This window comes from Pseudomonas frigoris (assembly GCF_047758635.1).
Lineage (GTDB): Bacteria > Pseudomonadota > Gammaproteobacteria > Pseudomonadales > Pseudomonadaceae > Aquipseudomonas > Aquipseudomonas frigoris.
The window spans coordinates 3196262-3211899 of the sequence record NZ_CP180479.1 but is presented as its reverse complement, the minus strand read 5'-3'; the positions used below and the strand labels follow the sequence as shown (position 1 = coordinate 3211899).

The window sequence follows — 15638 nt, the reverse complement described above, 5'->3', positions numbered from 1 at the left end:
GTGCGGGACAATGGTCAAAGCTATCAAGTTGCGTGACTGGTTTGGCCAAGATTCAAGAGGTGCGTCGTCAGGAATGGCCTCTTCGCGAGCAAGTCGAATCGTCGCACCGCCGCTCCCACAGGGGAACGCATTCCAAATGTGGGAGCGGGCTTGCTCGCGAAGGCGCCCGACCAATCAACACAAAATCCGAATCAGCTCGCTTCGTTGAGGATCAAACTCCGGTAGTGCCCCGGATTTGATCCCGACCACTTGCGAAACGCCTTGTAGAACGAGCTGGTATCGGCAAACCCTAAACGCGTGGCAATCTCGGCGAAGCTGATGGCAGGCTCGGCGAGCCAGACAATTGCCAACTCCTTGCGCACGCTGTCCTTGAGCCCTTGGTAGGTCTGACCTTCTTCCGACAACCGCCGACGCAACGTCGAAGCCGACATGCACAGCTGTTGTGCCAGGGGTTCGGTTTCCGGCCAGTGTTCGGCGGGCAGTTGCCGCAAATCGTGCTTGATCCGGCTGGCCAGGCTCTCCGGGTCCCGGTACTTGACCAGAATATTGGCCGGCGCATGGGCCAGGAAACGCTTGAGTTCTTCCGGGCTACGCTTGATCGGCAAGTCCAGGCACTCGGCCGAGAAAATCATCCGCGTGCGCGGCCGGTCGAAACGCAGGTTCTCGGAGAACATCACCTGATAGTCATCGCAGAAGTCCGGTGCCGGACAGCGCAACTCGATGGCCAGGATCGGAATCCGTCGCCCCGCCAGCCAGCAGGCGACGCCGTGGACGATCATCCAGTAAGTGAAATAAGTGAAGGCGCGGCGTGGGTCCTGGTCGTCTTCGAGCAGGACGATTTCCGCCAGGCTTTGCTGACGAACCAGTTGCGCGGGCAGGTGTTCGAGCATCAACGACAAAAAGCTCAAACCCGAGGTAAGGCCGGCGGCCAGGCTCGGCTGGACCATAGAGCAGCGACAGAGAAACTCCAGGCTGCCGGATTTGAGTTTGCGCGGGTCCATGCCAAAAAACTCATCGTCCCGGCGCCGGGCCAATAAACGCCACAGCCTTGCATAAGCCGTGGCCGGTACGCGTGCATCGCTGCTTTCGAGCAGTGCCGGATCGATGCCGACTGTGCTCATTACCTCGTCAGTGGTGCCTCCCGGAGCACAACTTTGCAACAGCGCTTCACGCACCAGTTGAATGGAGATGGTGTCTTTTTCCGACATAAACGTCACTCGGGTGCACTGATTAATCTGTCGGCCATCTTAGGCAGCACGGAGTAAAAAGCCAGTCTTGCGCAAAATCCGGCTCAATTACCTGGCCCTGTGGCCGATAGGCTGTTGCTGGGAATTCCCGAATAGACATGGAGTTGCAAACGTTATGATCGTCGGCATTGATTTGGGCACCACCAATAGCCTGGTTGCCGTTTGGCGCAACGGCGCGCCCGAACTGGTTCCCAACGCTCTGGAAAGTCTACTGACCCCAAGCGTGGTGGGCCTTGACGACGAAGGTCGAGTGCTGGTCGGTCAGGCTGCAAAGGAACGTTTGCAGACTCATCCACAGTTGACGGCGGCATTGTTCAAACGACACATGGGCAGCGCTCATGAACTTCGTCTCGGCACCCGATCGTTCCGCCCGGAAGAGCTGTCGGCACTGGTGTTGCGCAGCCTGAAGGAAGACGTCGAACGCCTCTACGGAGAAACTGTCACTGAAGCAGTGATCAGCGTACCCGCCTATTTCAACGACGCTCAACGCAAAGCCACGAAAATCGCTGGCGAATTGGCCGGCCTCAAGGTCGAACGACTGATCAACGAACCGACTGCCGCGGCCCTCGCTTATGGACTGCATCAACGCGACAGCGCCAGTTCGTTTCTGGTGTTCGACCTCGGTGGCGGCACCTTCGATGTGTCGATCCTCGAACTGTTCGACGGCGTCATGGAAGTGCGCGCCAGCGCTGGCGACAACTTTCTCGGCGGCGAAGACTTCGACACCGTGCTGGTTCAGGCCTTTGTCGCCGCACACGCCAACTGTAGCGACATGCCCTCACCGACGGAACCGACTATCGCCCATCGCCTGCGCCGCGAATCCGAGCGCGTGCGCCATGCCCTTGGCCAGGCCGACAGCGCGACCTTCGTCCTGCGCCATGGCTCCGGTCAATGGGAGCAGACGTTCACCCAGACACAGTTGGCCGAACTCTGCGCGCCGCTGCTCGTGCGTCTGCGCACACCGATCGAAACCGCGCTGCGCGACGCGCGTATTCGGCCATCGGAGCTGGATGAAGTCCTGCTGGTGGGCGGCACGACCCGCATGCCAATGATCCGGCGGATGGTGGCCGGGTTGTTCGGTCGGTTCCCTTCGATTGCGCTTAACCCGGACGAATCGATTGCACTGGGCGCAGCGGTGCAGGCAGCCCTGAAGGCACGGGATGCCGCACTCGAAGAGGTGGTGTTGACCGATGTTTGCCCCTACACCTTGGGCATCGAAGTCGCGGTCAGCGTCGGCGAAAGTACGCAAGCGGGTCATTACCTGCCAATTATCGAGCGTAACTGCGTGGTCCCGGTGAGCCGGGTCAAAACCGTCTCGACCCTGCGCCACCATCAGCGCGTTGTGCAGTTGAAGATTTACCAGGGCGAAAGTCGTTGGGTAAAAGAAAACATTTATCTGGGGGAAATGGACATCGAGGTGCCCGTGGCGCCGGCTGGCGAGATCAGCATCGATGTACGCTTCACTTACGATAACAACGGCCTGCTCGAAGCCGAGGCGCTGATAAATCGTACCGGTGAGCGTCGGACCCTGGTGATCGAAAACAATCCCGGTGTACTCGCCCCTAAAGAGATTCAGCAACGCCTGACTGCGCTGGCCAACCTCAAGGTTCACCCGCGCGAGCAACAGGTCAACAGCCTGCTAAATGCCCGTCTCGAGCGCCTCTATCAGGAAAGCCTCGGCGATTTGCGCCAACGGCTCGATCACATGGCCAACCGTTTCCAGCAGATGCTCAACACCCAGGACGAACGAGCGATACGCGAACTGCGCTTGCAACTGACGCAACAGCTCGATGAACTGGAACAGGGGCTGTGGCGGTGAATTGCTGGGCCATTCTGGGGCTGGAAGCCGATGCTGACTCACGCAGCATCAAACGCCAATACGCAACGCTTCTCAAGGTACACCGCCCGGATGAAGACCCGACCGGTTTTCAGCGTCTGCGCGAAGCCTACGAGCAGGCGATGGAGTGGAGCCGCCGCGAACCCACGGTTGTACGACAGGCTCTTGCTCCGTCACTTGAAGCGGAGCTCAGTTTCGAGCTGGAACATGTACGGTTTGAACAGCGCGCCGGAGCGCAACAGGCCGAGCAGTTACTGGCAGACGTTACGGTAGAGCGGCTCGATGAACGTCTGGCGCAGGCACGGGTGTCTCACTGCGCCCGAGAGTTCGAAGATCAGTTGTTGATGATGTGCCTGTCACCGCGCGACGACGGGATGTTGCTGGCCGCCTGGGGGCTGGTGCAGTTCAACTGGCTCAGTGCCTGGCAACGCCTGGATTTATCCTCGCAAGCGCTGGAGTTGCTGCTTCGCGCTTACTGTAAGCATGTGGAAAAGGACTTGCGCGAGTTGCTTGACGCGGGCCAGGTCGACGCGTTCATCGAGCGCTTTGTGGCGCTCAAACAGGCCGACTGGTTGCAGCCGTTCGAACGCCACGACTGGTTTAATGAAACCCTGGCCCGTTTACTGGTGGATTCGAGCTTCTGGTCGGTCCACGTGTTCGAAACGCTGTGTTCACATCAGCACTGGTACGTCGCCGCGAACGAAGCCGAAATCGAAGGGCGTTGCCCGCCACCTTATTGGACGGCACTGTTGCAGCGCCGAGATGACCAGGTTTTTGTTGAAACCCTGGAACGTCTGGCCGACCTGAATGATCGTGAGCCCCAGAGCCGCGCAGCACGCTTGTTACTGACGCCAATGACCGACACCGAGCGAAGCGCCTTCGCCCGGAGGTTTTTTGAAGCGGACTGGAATGCCTGCCGCACCCTCAGCGAGAAGCTCCAGCGCCTGGGCCCGGCCCGATGCCGCCAAATGCCAAACGGCGATCCATTTTTCTGGAAGCCCCTTGTGCAGCCCCGCCAGACCTGGCCCATGTTTGCCGGGTTGCTGGGGGCATCACTTACCTGGGCAGCCGGTGAATACCTCAGTGATAAATCGGGTATCGGCGCAAGCTTTGCCGCGATGCTGTTCTGGCTGTGCGTGTTGGCTACGCCGAGCGCGGCATTGTTGTGGGTCTGGTGCCCGACGGCGGACCGGTTCTGGTCATTGGACGTGCGTTTGAGTCGCGCTGTTTCGCCTCGACTCAGCCTCAAACGCCCTGCGCCGCTAGTGCTGCGCGAGTTGCTGCCCTGCTGGTTGATGGGGGCGCTGACATGGGCCTGTTGTGGCGCGGCGGCATTTGCCAGCTACACCGTGGTGGTGCTAGCGCTAGGAGGATTGAGTCGTATCGCCTGGCCGGAAACGCTGCACATCAAGCCTCCCAAGGTTCGGCTGCCCGCTTTGGGACGCGCACCGTCGATTGCTCTGATGATTGGGGTCATTGGTCTGACGCTCCTGTTTTACACCATTGCCAGCAGTCAGTTGATGGGCCCGGATCAAGGATTACAACCTTTTTCCAAACGCAGTTGCAGTGGGCCCCTCGACAGCCGTCAGGAATGCCGGATCGCCCCCACGCAGGAGCAATGGTATGGGCAATCACGCGCGCAGGAGGGTCATCGATGAACAAACGCGTTAAGGCAATCGCAATTACCGCCGTGCTGACAGTCACCTTTCTCGGTATGTTGAGAGAGCATCAAAGCACCCTCCTGACCCCAATTCAGCGCTGGATCCATGAACCCGACCTCGCCGAACGGGAAAAGGCTAGCGCCCTGCGTCCGTTGATTGCCTGCCTGAACTCAGTCGACAGCCGCTGGCGTCACGCCTACACCACCTACCTGAACCGGGACCGCAAAGCCGATCCAACCTTGAAAGCGCGTTTTCCCGAAGACTTCGACCCGATGGTCAGCCTCCGCGAGCGGCTCAACTACCGGAGAGCCAACGATGTTTACATTTGCCGGTTGGACCCAGTGCGAAAAGAGAATCTTCAGAGGTCGGCACCTGAGTTGATACCGTTGCAAAATCGCTTTGAAGCGTCGCTGACGGCGGCCAACCAAGCGGCCGAGAAATTCGATTTTTTCAGCCCCACGCCGCTCTATTCGGTCAGCCCTGCAGATAAGGCCGAGCGCGACAACCTGTTTATCCCGCTAGCCAACGACTACCTCAACGCCTCTGACCACCTGCGCCGTGCGCTTGATACCCAGGATCAAGGTTTGCGACAGGTCCAGCTCGAACAACTAAAGACTCGGGATCAACTCAAGTACGCGCACATCCTCACCTACATGCTCGAAGCGCGAACCCTCATGCTCAAGCTCGACAGCCGTGTTCGCGAACAGACCTTTACCTCCAGTGACCTGAGCGACGCGACACTCAAGCTTCAACAGGCCTGGGACGACGGCACCCGTTACTTGCAAGCCAACCCGGCAACCAGCAACGCCGATTACCCGGAAAACATCTGGAACTATGTGCGTTCACCCGGCAAGAACTATCTGGATGCCGTTAACAGGCTGCGCGACGACTGGGCGGCCAACGCCTCGCCACAACAGCTGAGTGATGACTTCGAGCGGATCGGCCGCCGCTATGATCAGTTGATCGAGGTGTACAACGATCGGGTGAATCCGCTGTTTTGACGACGCATTGAACAATGCGTTCAGGTTAGGCTCAGGTAAATGCCAATAAATGCCATTTGGGAATGAGCGTCATTATGTTGCAAATTAGCACCCCATCTAATGACGCCGCGGTGCTGAATGCTTGTTCCTTTTCTGATCATGCTGCGCGAAGGCATTGAAGCCGCGCTGATCGTTGGCATCATCGCCAGCTACCTCAAGCAGACCGGTCGAGGTCAGTGGATGCCGGCGGTGTGGATCGGCGTATTTCTTGCCGCGGCCCTCGCGCTGCTAGTGGGCGGGGGCCTGGAACTGGTCAGTGCCGAGTTCCCGCAGAAGCAACAGGAACTGTTTGAAGGCGTGGTCGGCCTGGTCGCCGTGGGCATTCTCAGCTCCATGGTGTTCTGGATGCGCAAAGTCGCGCGTTCGATCAAACAGTCGCTGCACGTTTCTCTCGATCACGCGCCGACCGGTTCCAAACCGATTGCCGCCACGGCGACCTCAGTGTGCAGTTCTGCTCCAACACCACCGACACCAACATCCACGCCCTGCGCGACATCGTGAAAAACCTACCGGACTTACTGCTGGTGCGTTGGAAACAGGAAGGCTGCGTGCCGCCCCAGGCCCCGGCAAAACCCGGAATGCCTGCGCAAAGTGCGCGCAACTTTCTCGGTTTTCGCGACGGCTCGGCCAACCCCGATTCCAACAATGCCAAGTCAATGGACAGCATCGTCTGGTTTCAGCCCGGCAGCGACGAACCAACCTGGGCGGCCAATGGCAGCTAACAGGCCGTGCGGATCATCCGCAACTTCGTCGAGCGCTGGGACCGCACGCCGCTGCAGGAACAGCAAAGCATTCTCGGCCGGGTCAAGAGCACCGGTGCGGCGATGGGCGGCGATGGGCGGCGATGGGCGGCGATGGGCGGCGATGGGCGGCGATGAGCGGCGAGCATGAAACCCAGGTCCCGGACTATGCCAAGGACCCTGAAGGCAAGTTGACCAAGCTCGACGCCCCGGAAAAAGTGGTTGGCGGCGCCGCTGCACTGCTTGAAGAAGTCGCGGCGACCAAGATCTCCGGTGAAGAAGATCGTTACAGCCACACGGACCTTTATGACTTCCAGGGCAACATCGACGGCGCGAAGAAAATCGTCGACCTGTTCCGTCCGCAAATCGAAAAGCAGGACGCGGTCTTCATTGCCAAAGTCGACAAGAACTTCGCGACGGTGACCAAGACGCTGGCCAAGTACAAAACCCAAGACGGTGGTTTCGAGACGTATGACAAGGTGAAGGAAAACGACCGCAAGGCGCTGGTAGGGCCGGTGAATACGCAGGCTGAGGACTTGTCGACGTTGCGTGGGAAGTTGGGGTTGAACTAAACGTCGGCGTTGTCTGCAAAAAGATCGCAGCTTCCGGCAGCTCCTACGGGTGTACGTCGTCCCACTGTAGGAGCTGCCGGAGGCTGCGATCTTTTGCTTTAAGCCTTACAGAATGCGATAGAGCAACCGCTCGATCCGCACCCGACTCACGCGTTTGAGAAACTTGGCCACCCCCGCCGGGTATTCCAGCAGCGTTTCCAGTTCCTGGTAACGCTCGATGCGGCGAGTGTTCTCGAAAATCTCCGCCAACTCTTTACGACGCGGCTCCAGCAGTTCGCCTTTCGGATCATCAATCAGCAAGGCGTTTTCCAGGTCGAGACGGAACGCCCGCGGGTTGAGGTTGTTGCCGGTCAGCAAGGTGTAGCGCTGGTCGATCCACATGCCCTTGAGGTGATAGGTGTTGTCGCCGTCACGCCACAGATGCAGGTTCAACTGGCCGCTGTCGACGCTGCGATGATGACGCTTGGCGAAACGCCGCAGGCTGATTTCGTAAAGGTACGGCAGCGCCGAAATCACCTTGAACGGTTCGCTCGGCGGGATGTAGAAGTCGTTGGCCGTCTTGTCGCCGACGATGATGTCGATCTTCACGCCCCGCGCCAGTGCCCGGTTGATTTCCCGGGTCACGGGCAGCGGCAGGTTGAAGTACGGCGTGCAGATGGTCAGTTGATGATGAGCGCTGGCGATCAACTCGCAAATCACTCGGCTCAACGGGTTGTTCTTGCCGACACCGAGCAATGGGCTGACTGACAAACCGCCCTTTTCCGTGGTGCCTGTCGTGGTGTCGTACGCCGCGTGCTTGAGGCGGCTGCGCAAGTCGCCGATGTCGTTGCGCAGGCTACGGGTGGTCGGCAGGTTCGGCAAATCGAGACGATGCACTGCTTTGGAGGCGATCAGACCGTGCTGAATCAGGTGCTGCATCGAATCGGCCAGCGCGCTGTTATTTAGCAGGTGATAACGGTCGTAGCGGTACTTGTCGAATTTGTGCAGGTAAACGTTGTTCAGGCTCGCGCCGCTGTAGATCACGCAGTCATCGATCACGAAGCCTTTCAAATGCAGCACGCCGAACAACTCTCGGGTCTGCACGGGAACGCCATACACAGGCACTTCACTGGCATGAGTGCGGGTGGCTTCCTGATACCAGGCCGAGTTGCCTGGCTGCTTGCCGGCGCCGATCAAACCGCGCTGGGCGCGCAGCCAGTCAACGACCACCACCACGTCCAGTTCCGGACGCGCCAGTTTGGCCGCGTGCAAGGCATCGAGAATTTCCTGGCCGGCTTCATCCTGTTGCAGATAGAGCGCGACGATATAAATGCGCTGGGTGGCGCTGGCGATCTTTTCCAGCAGGCACCGGCGAAACTCGGCAGCGCCAGAGAGGATGGTGACGGCATCGGCGGTCAGCGGAAAACTGCGCAGTTTGGGCAGCAGAGAGCGTTTGAAAAGCGACGGCATAGGGCTCGCAAAAAGGTCGAATCCGAAGAACCCGAGAGCTTACACCATGGATTGCCTTGGGTCTTGTTAGTGTCTGTAAAGGCCCCTTCGCGAGCAAGCCCGCTCCCACAAGGGAACGCATTTCAAATGTGGGAGCGGGCTTGCTCGCGAAAGCGGTTTTTCAGGCGACAAAAATATCTGCTTGACCAAGGAGAACGATCGTTCTACTGTTCGCCGCATGAACGAAATCACCAGCAACGACACACGCGACATCATTCTGGATATCACCGAAAAGTTGATCTACAAAAGTGGCATCGCTGCCACCGGGATGGATCTTCTGGTGAAAACCGCCGGCGTCTCCAGAAAGAGTATTTACCGCTACTTCGCCAACAAGGAGGAGCTCACCGTCGCGGCCCTGCAACGCCGTGATGTGCGCTGGATGCATTGGTACAGAAGCGAAGTCGACCAGGCTGAAACACCGGCCGACCGGTTGCTTAACCTGTTTACCGTGCTCAAGGCCTGGTTTGCCTCCGAAGGCTTCCGTGGCTGTGCATTCATCAATACCAGCGGCGAAACCGGCGACCCGCAAGACCCGGTTCGCCTAGTTGCCAAAGACCATAAACAGAAGCTGCTCGACTACGTGCGCGAGCTCTGCACCGAACATGGCGCCACAGACCCGGAGACGCTGGCCAAACAGCTGCTGATCCTGATCGACGGTGCCATTACCGTGGCGCTTGTCATGGGTGATCACAGTGCCGCCGATAATGCGCAATGCATGGCGCGAAAGTTATTGGACCTGTAACACTTAAACCAAGCCCGACAACTTGCTAGAACTTTACTTTGATAGGGAGACTATTAATGTCTAATGCCGAAGTTCGTCCGCCATTGCCGCCATTCACCCGTGAATCGGCCATCGAGAAAGTACGCCTGGCCGAAGACGGCTGGAACTCCCGTGACCCGGAACGGGTGTCGCTGGCCTACACCCTGGACACCAAATGGCGTAACCGCGCCGAGTTCGCCTACAACCGCGAAGAAGCCAAAGGTTTCCTGACGCGCAAATGGGCCAAGGAACTGGATTACCGCCTGATCAAAGAACTTTGGGCCTTTACCGGCAACCGCATCGCCGTGCGTTATGCCTACGAATGGCACGACGACTCGGGCAACTGGTTCCGCTCGTACGGCAACGAAAACTGGGAGTTCGACGAGAACGGTTTGATGGCCAATCGGTTTGCCTGCATCAACGACATGCCGATCAAGGAAAGTGACCGCAAGTTCCACTGGCCGCTGGGCCGTCGCCCTGACGACCATCCAGGTCTGTCCGACCTCGGCCTGTGAGCTCACACAGTTCAAATGTGGGAGCGGGCTTGCTCGCGAAGGCGGAGTGTCAGTCGACATCATTTTGCCTGATACACCGCTTTCGCGAGCAAGCCCGCTCCCACAGGGTTTTGTGGTGTTCAGGCTACCGCGGCCTGCTGCTTGGCCGCTGCTTTTGCTTCCAGCTCACGTACCAACGGCAACACCCGCTTGCCGAAATACTCCACCTCTTCCTGAAAGTGCAGAAACCCCGCCAACACCAGGTCCACGCCCACCGCTTTCAGCGCAACGATCCGCTCGGCAATCTGCTGCGGCGTACCGATCAGGTTGGTCTTGAAGCCGTCGTTGTACTGCACCAGATCCTCGAACGTCGACTTGGCCCAGTTGCCCTCGCCCTCAGGTGAAGCCCTGCCCGCCTGCTTCGCCGCATCGCCAAACGCATTCACCGCCTCGGGGTCTGCCTGATCGATGATTTGCGCCAGCACGGCTCGCGCTTCTTCTTCGGTGTCGCGGGCAATGACAAACGCGTTCACGCCGACTTTCACCGAATGGTTGTTCACCGCAGCCTTGGCGCGGATGTCATCGACCTGGGCCTTGATGCCTTCCGGGGTGTTGCCGTTGGTGAAGTACCAGTCCGAAACCCGTGCCGCCATGTCCCGAGCTGCGCGGGAACTGCCACCCTGGAAGATTTCCGGCTGACCCAGCGGTTTGGGTTTGAGGCTGTAGTTGTCGAAGCGGTAGAAGTCACCGCGAAAAGTAAAGTTGTCCTGGCTCCAGATGCCCTTCAGCGAGCGGATGAATTCTTCGGAGCGGCGATAACGTTCGTCGTGTTCCAGCCAGTGTTCGCCAATCGCCTGGAACTCACCCTTGAACCAGCCGCTGACGATATTCACCGCCACCCGGCCGTTAGTCAGCTGGTCGATGGTTGCCAATTGCTTGGCCGCCAGCGCCGGTTGCCAAGGGCCGGGCAGGATGGCGGCGATCACTTTCAGTTTGGTGGTGGCGGCCAGCAGCGCATGGCTGAAGGCGACGGATTCGTGCTGGTACTCGGCGCCGTAACCGGCGGTGAAGCGGATCTGCGTCAAGGCGTATTCAAACCCCGCCTCTTCGGCCAGTTGCGCCAGTTTGCGGTTGTAGTCGATGCCCCAGTGGGTGCGTTGCTCGATCTTGCTGACCACCAGCCCGCCGCTGACGTTCGGCACCCAGTAGGCAAATTTGACGGCTTGCTGACTCATTGGCATGTCCTCGGGACTTTAGGGATGTCCTGGGGTGAGAGCAGCAACCGTGCCAGCGCAGAATCGCGACGTGTGACACGACGGCCTTGAGCCGAGCGAGATCCTTGTGGGAGCGGGCTTGCTCCGGGCGGCGTTCCGACGAAAGCGGTGTGCCATTCAACATCTTCGTTGGCTGACATACCGCTTTCGTCGGAACGCCGCCCGGAGCAAGCCCGCTCCCACAGGGATCCGGGTGTGTCTGGGGCAATTTGCTGATGCACTGTTGGCGCTGCAACAGTTGCAGTCGGGGCAAAACCGTGCAAGCCCGTAATGACAGGCCTTTGAATTCGGCATGGACCGTGCAATCCCCCTTGGCACTCACTGCCGAATCAAGGAGCCGTCCCATGACCGAACACCAGGCAATCAATCCGCTGTCCATTGGCACCGACTACGAAGCGCTGGCCGCAAGGTTCCGGCCGATTTTCCAACGCATCGCCGCCGGTGCCGTTGAGCGAGAACAGTCCCGCACCCTTCCTTACGAGCCGATTCAGTGGCTCAAGGACGCCGGTTTCGGCGCCGTACGGGTGCCGGTTGAATACGGCGGCGGTGGCGCCTCCCTGCCACAACTGTTTGAGCTGCTGATCGAATTGGCCGAAGCCGATTCCAACGTGCCTCAGGCCTTGCGCGGGCACTTCGCCTTTGCCGAAGATCGCTTGAACTCGCCACCTGGGCCGGGCCGGGATCTGTGGTTCAAGCGTTTCGTCGACGGTGACATCGCCGGCAATGCCTGGACCGAAATCGGCAGCGTCGCCATTGGCGATGTCATCACCAAAGTCTCATCGCACGGCGATCAGTGGCGGCTCAACGGCGAGAAGTTCTACAGCACCGGTAGCCTGTTTTCCGACTGGATCGATGTGTACGCGCAACGCAGCGACACCGGCGGCGACGTGATTGCCGCGGTCCGGACCCGTCAGCCGAGCATCGTGCAGAGCGACGACTGGGACGGTTTCGGCCAACGCACTACCGGCAGTGGTACTTCACGGTTTATCGATGCCGACGTGGAGGCCGAGAACATCATCGACTTCGCCACCCGCTTCAAATACCAGACTGCGTTTTATCAGTTGGTGCTGCTGGCGACACTGGCCGGGATCGGTCGTGCGGCGTTGCGCGATGTGGCTCACCAAGTACGCGGACGCAAACGCATCTACAGTCATGGCAATGCGCAGCACGTCAGTCAGGATTCGCAGGTGCAGCAGGTGGTCGGTGAGATTGCGGCACTGGTGTATGCGGCCGAGGCCAGCGCCTTGAGGGCTGCACAACCGGCGCAGCGGGCTTATCTGGCGCGATTCTCGGGTGATGAAGCCTTGGAACAGGCGGCGAATGTCGCGGCGGAAATCGAATCGGCCAAGGCGCAGGTGGTGGTGTCGGAGCTGATCCAGCGAGCGACCACAGAGCTGTTCAATGCACTGGGGGCTTCGGATACTCGGGTGGGTAAATCGCTGGACCGGCACTGGCGCAATGCGCGGACGGTGTCGTCGCACAATCCGGTGATCTACAAGGCACGGATTGTCGGGGATTGGGCGATCAACGGGACCGAGCCGCCGTTTGTGTGGCAGATCGGGAATGGGCCTGACCGCAAGTGATGTAGCGCAAGGGAGGACGCCTTCGCGAGCAAGCCCGCTCCCACATTTAACCGTGTTCCCACAGAAGAATGCGGTCAAATGTGGGAGCGGGCTTGCTCGCGAAGGGGCCGGACGGGTCGCCGCAAAGGGTGGATATGCGTAAGATATCGGCCCTTCCCCGCAGCCCTTTCCTGCACCCCGCCGAATAAGCCGATTCCATGCCTTTCGAACTCAGTGTTGACCTCACCACCCTGGCCATTCTGGCCCTCGTCGCTTTCATTGCCGGTTTCATCGACGCCATTGCCGGCGGCGGCGGTCTGTTGACCACCCCGGCGCTGCTGACCGCAGGCCTACCGCCACACCTGGTGCTGGGCACCAACAAACTCAGTTCAACGTTTGGCTCGGCCACCGCCAGTTTCACCTTCTACCGACGCAAGCTGTTCCATCCAAGGCAATGGATGCACGCGATTGTCGGCACGTTGGTGGGCGCGCTGACCGGTGCTGTGGTCGCTCACTACCTGCCCGCGGAATGGCTGAACAAGATGCTCCCGGTGATCGTTTTTGGCTGCGGCGTCTATCTGTTGTTTGGCGGCACGCCGAAAGCGCCGCTGGACAGCGACGCACCGATCAAGAAAAAGTGGCAATCGACCCAAGGCTTCGGCCTCGGGTTCTACGACGGCGTGGCCGGTCCCGGCACGGGTGCGTTCTGGACCGTCAGCACGATGCTGATGTACCCCATCGATCTGGTGAAGGCCAGCGGCGTGGCGCGCAGCATGAACTTCGTCAGCAACATTGCCGCACTGTCGGTGTTCGTATTTTCCGGGCAGGTGGACTGGATCATCGGCCTGAGCATGGGCCTGTCGGTGATGGTCGGGGCGTTCTTCGGAGCTCGCACCGCCATCAGCGGCGGTGCGAAGTTCATTCGCCCGGTGTTCATCACCGTGGTGCTGGGCTTGACCGTGCGGTTAGCCTGGCAACACTGGTTCAGCGTGGCCTAAGCGCCGCGCCACATAGACGTCGATCAGGTAACGGGCAATCGAGCGTGACGCCGGCAACGGCGGCAGCTCGTGGACGTTGAACCACTGGGCGTCTTCGATCTCGTCTTCCTGACACACGATTTCGCCGCCGGCGTATTCGGCATGGAAACCCAGCATCATCGAATGCGGGAACGGCCAGCACTGGCTGCCCATGTACTGGATGTTCTTGACCTCGATCTGCACTTCTTCGCGGACTTCGCGAATCAGACAGTCTTCGGCCGATTCGCCCGGTTCGGCAAACCCTGCCAACGTGCTGTAGACCCCGGTGACAAAGCGCGGCGAACGCGCCAGCAGGACTTCATCGCCCCGGGTCACCAGCACGATCATGCTCGGCGAAATTCTTGGGTAATAGCGCAAATCACACGGCTCGCAGTACATCGCCCGCTCACGCGGAACTTGCGTCGCCGCCTGACCACAGTTGCCACAAAAGCGATGCTCGCGGTACCAGGTGCCAATCTGCGCGGCATAACCGAGCACCTTGTAGACCGTGTGGTCGCCTTCGAGCATGAACGCCCGCAGGCCTTTCCAGTTACAGCCCGGCACGGCGCTGTGACTGCGCAGCTCCAGCAAATAGACCGGTTCGCCGTCCAGGTGACCGATGCCATGTTCAGCGAGGATCGACAGGTCCTGGCGCTTGAGCCATTCGCGGGGAAACAGCGCGCCATTGTCATCGAACAGAAAGCCTTCGGGGCTGCGCGCCACCGCCCAGCCGCCGGGCTGGTCGGTGTCCAGTACTGCAGTGGTCCAGCGTGAAGTCATTTTTAATCAATCCAGAAATTCGGGTTTCTGTTTGCTCATATGGGCGGCCATGGCCACGCGCAGATCGGTGGATTGCAGCATGGCAGCGTTCCAGGTGGCGACGTATTCGAGGCCGTCGTCGATGCGATGGTCGCGCATGTAGCTGATCATCTCTTTGGTGCCGGCGATCGCAATCGGCGACTTGCTGGCGATCTCGCGAGCAATACCCATGACACCGTCGAGCAGGCTGGCGGTGTCGCTGTAAACGCGATTGACCAGGCCCATGCCACGCGCTTCTTCGGCACCGAACGTGCGACCAGTGTAAGCCAGTTCACGCAGCATGCCGTCACCGATGATCCGCGGCAAGCGTTGCAAAGTGCCAACGTCGGCGGCCATGCCTATGTCGATTTCCTTGATCGAGAATTGCGCGTCTTCGGCGGCGTAACGCATGTCGCAGGCCGAAATCAAATCAATGGCGCCGCCCAGGCAATAACCCTGAACCGCCGCCAGTACCGGCTTGCGGCAATTGTCGACGGCATTGAAAGACGCTTGCAGGGCGAGGATCTTGCGGCGCAGCAGGCGCGCGTTGCGCCCCACGTCCTTGCCCAGTTCATTGGCCACGCCGGCCAGCATCATCAGGTCGATGCCAGAAGAAAAATGCTTGCCCGCACCACTGAGCACCACCACCCGGACTTCGTCGGTGTCGTCGACCCACTGGAAAATCTCGATGATCTCGCTCCAGAACGCGGCATTCATCGAATTGATCTTTTCCGGCCGGTTGATCTGCACATGGGCGATTTTATCGGCCAGTTCGACGGTGAACGCAGTGTACTGAGACATGGCAGTGATCCTTTTACCGGGCAGAAAATGAGGCCCGGACTATAACAAGGCATCAAGGCGCACCGTAAGGCAGCGGTTCGGCCAAAGACGGGACTGGCCACTGCGCACCACAACGGTGCGCGAGCCTTGCCGCGCTTCGCACATTCATGTGACATCTCGACTTTCTTTTTGAGGCAAAACGGTAAAAAAACATGCCCTTCGTCGGTGCGTTGCTCCCTCGAAGCGGTACGTCCGTACCTCTTAAACCGATTGTCGAACAATTTTGCCATCTGGCCTCCCCCGCTCTAAGTTCTGGCCTAGACTCAGTTCCGCGGGGCGAAACCGGCGGGTCACAAAGCGGAAAGAAAG

General features: G+C 59.6%; 12 protein-coding genes and 3 pseudogenes. 10 read left to right on the top strand and 5 right to left on the bottom strand.

Going from position 1 to position 15638, the window contains the following annotated elements:
* Positions 1-191: 191 nt before the first annotated feature.
* Complete coding sequence (locus tag ACMXYH_RS14690) at positions 192-1208, bottom strand: AraC family transcriptional regulator (protein WP_415767520.1); 1017 nt, start codon at positions 1206-1208, stop codon at positions 192-194.
* Positions 1209-1362: 154 nt separating this feature from the next.
* Between ACMXYH_RS14690 and ACMXYH_RS14685 the strand changes: the two genes are divergently transcribed.
* The 6 genes and pseudogenes from ACMXYH_RS14685 to ACMXYH_RS14660 all read left to right on the top strand — a co-directional run.
* Positions 1363-3066, top strand: a complete 1704-nt coding sequence (locus tag ACMXYH_RS14685) for a molecular chaperone HscC (RefSeq protein ID WP_415767519.1) — start codon at positions 1363-1365, stop codon at positions 3064-3066.
* Complete coding sequence (locus tag ACMXYH_RS14680) at positions 3063-4742, top strand: J domain-containing protein (protein WP_415767518.1); 1680 nt, start codon at positions 3063-3065, stop codon at positions 4740-4742. Before ACMXYH_RS14685 ends, ACMXYH_RS14680 begins: the two co-directional genes overlap by 4 nt.
* Positions 4739-5746 carry a DUF3829 domain-containing protein gene (locus tag ACMXYH_RS14675; RefSeq protein WP_415767517.1) on the top strand — a complete coding sequence of 336 codons (1008 nt, stop codon included), beginning with the start codon at positions 4739-4741 and terminating at the stop codon, positions 5744-5746. The genes ACMXYH_RS14680 and ACMXYH_RS14675 overlap by 4 nt, the downstream gene beginning before the upstream one ends.
* A 117-nt stretch (positions 5747-5863) precedes the next feature.
* Positions 5864-6202 (top strand): annotated as a pseudogene (locus ACMXYH_RS14670) (FTR1 family protein); the annotation flags it as partial.
* 5 nt (positions 6203-6207) lie between these two features.
* Positions 6208-6734 (top strand): annotated as a pseudogene (locus tag ACMXYH_RS14665) (Dyp-type peroxidase); the annotation flags it as partial.
* Positions 6732-7097 (top strand): annotated as a pseudogene (locus tag ACMXYH_RS14660) (imelysin family protein); the annotation flags it as partial. The pseudogenes ACMXYH_RS14665 and ACMXYH_RS14660, both read left to right, overlap by 3 nt.
* A 105-nt stretch (positions 7098-7202) precedes the next feature.
* Here ACMXYH_RS14660 and pssA read toward each other — a convergent pair.
* Entirely contained in the window at positions 7203-8546 is a 1344-nt protein-coding gene (gene pssA, locus ACMXYH_RS14655; RefSeq protein ID WP_415767516.1) for a CDP-diacylglycerol--serine O-phosphatidyltransferase, read from the bottom strand.
* Positions 8547-8763: 217 nt separating this feature from the next.
* On the opposite strand from pssA, the gene ACMXYH_RS14650 reads away from it, so the two are divergent.
* Together ACMXYH_RS14650 and ACMXYH_RS14645 are read left to right on the top strand one after the other, a co-directional pair.
* Positions 8764-9327: a TetR/AcrR family transcriptional regulator gene (locus ACMXYH_RS14650; protein ID WP_415767515.1), complete on the top strand. Its 564-nt coding sequence runs from the start codon at positions 8764-8766 to the stop codon at positions 9325-9327.
* Between the two features lie 56 nt (positions 9328-9383).
* Positions 9384-9860, top strand: coding sequence for a DUF1348 family protein (locus tag ACMXYH_RS14645; RefSeq protein WP_008152708.1), 477 nt, complete (start codon positions 9384-9386; stop codon positions 9858-9860).
* A gap of 119 nt (positions 9861-9979) precedes the next feature.
* Here ACMXYH_RS14645 and sfnG read toward each other — a convergent pair whose 3' ends face one another.
* Positions 9980-11074, bottom strand: coding sequence for a dimethylsulfone monooxygenase SfnG (sfnG, locus tag ACMXYH_RS14640; RefSeq protein WP_415767514.1), 1095 nt, complete (start codon positions 11072-11074; stop codon positions 9980-9982).
* Between the two features lie 383 nt (positions 11075-11457).
* Here sfnG and ACMXYH_RS14635 point away from each other — a divergent pair, with 383 nt between their 5' ends.
* Complete coding sequence (locus tag ACMXYH_RS14635) at positions 11458-12696, top strand: acyl-CoA dehydrogenase family protein (protein WP_415767513.1); 1239 nt, start codon at positions 11458-11460, stop codon at positions 12694-12696.
* A 197-nt stretch (positions 12697-12893) separates the two neighbouring features.
* Positions 12894-13673: a TSUP family transporter gene (locus ACMXYH_RS14630; protein ID WP_046046975.1), complete on the top strand. Its 780-nt coding sequence runs from the start codon at positions 12894-12896 to the stop codon at positions 13671-13673.
* Here ACMXYH_RS14630 and nudC read toward each other — a convergent pair.
* Together nudC and ACMXYH_RS14620 are read right to left on the bottom strand one after the other, a co-directional pair.
* Positions 13641-14471, bottom strand: coding sequence for an NAD(+) diphosphatase (nudC, locus tag ACMXYH_RS14625; protein ID WP_415767512.1), 831 nt, complete (start codon positions 14469-14471; stop codon positions 13641-13643). The two genes, ACMXYH_RS14630 and nudC, sit on opposite strands and share 33 nt — an antisense overlap.
* 6 nt (positions 14472-14477) lie before the next feature.
* Complete coding sequence (locus ACMXYH_RS14620) at positions 14478-15290, bottom strand: crotonase/enoyl-CoA hydratase family protein (protein ID WP_129443916.1); 813 nt, start codon at positions 15288-15290, stop codon at positions 14478-14480.
* Positions 15291-15638: the final 348 nt, after the last annotated feature.

What these genes read in the sequence shown, in the direction of transcription:
- ACMXYH_RS14690 (WP_415767520.1), bottom strand. Translation starts at nt 1,208, where the DNA reads ATGTCGGAAAAAGACACCATCTCCATTCAACTGGTGCGTGAAGCGCTG.
- ACMXYH_RS14685 (WP_415767519.1), top strand. Translation starts at nt 1,363, where the DNA reads ATGATCGTCGGCATTGATTTGGGCACCACCAATAGCCTGGTTGCCGTT.
- ACMXYH_RS14645 (WP_008152708.1), top strand. Translation starts at nt 9,384, where the DNA reads ATGTCTAATGCCGAAGTTCGTCCGCCATTGCCGCCATTCACCCGTGAA.
- ACMXYH_RS14635 (WP_415767513.1), top strand. Translation starts at nt 11,458, where the DNA reads ATGACCGAACACCAGGCAATCAATCCGCTGTCCATTGGCACCGACTAC.
- ACMXYH_RS14650 (WP_415767515.1), top strand. Translation starts at nt 8,764, where the DNA reads ATGAACGAAATCACCAGCAACGACACACGCGACATCATTCTGGATATC.
- pssA (WP_415767516.1), bottom strand. Translation starts at nt 8,546, where the DNA reads ATGCCGTCGCTTTTCAAACGCTCTCTGCTGCCCAAACTGCGCAGTTTT.
- ACMXYH_RS14630 (WP_046046975.1), top strand. Translation starts at nt 12,894, where the DNA reads ATGCCTTTCGAACTCAGTGTTGACCTCACCACCCTGGCCATTCTGGCC.
- sfnG (WP_415767514.1), bottom strand. Translation starts at nt 11,074, where the DNA reads ATGAGTCAGCAAGCCGTCAAATTTGCCTACTGGGTGCCGAACGTCAGC.
- ACMXYH_RS14675 (WP_415767517.1), top strand. Translation starts at nt 4,739, where the DNA reads ATGAACAAACGCGTTAAGGCAATCGCAATTACCGCCGTGCTGACAGTC.
- nudC (WP_415767512.1), bottom strand. Translation starts at nt 14,471, where the DNA reads ATGACTTCACGCTGGACCACTGCAGTACTGGACACCGACCAGCCCGGC.
- ACMXYH_RS14620 (WP_129443916.1), bottom strand. Translation starts at nt 15,290, where the DNA reads ATGTCTCAGTACACTGCGTTCACCGTCGAACTGGCCGATAAAATCGCC.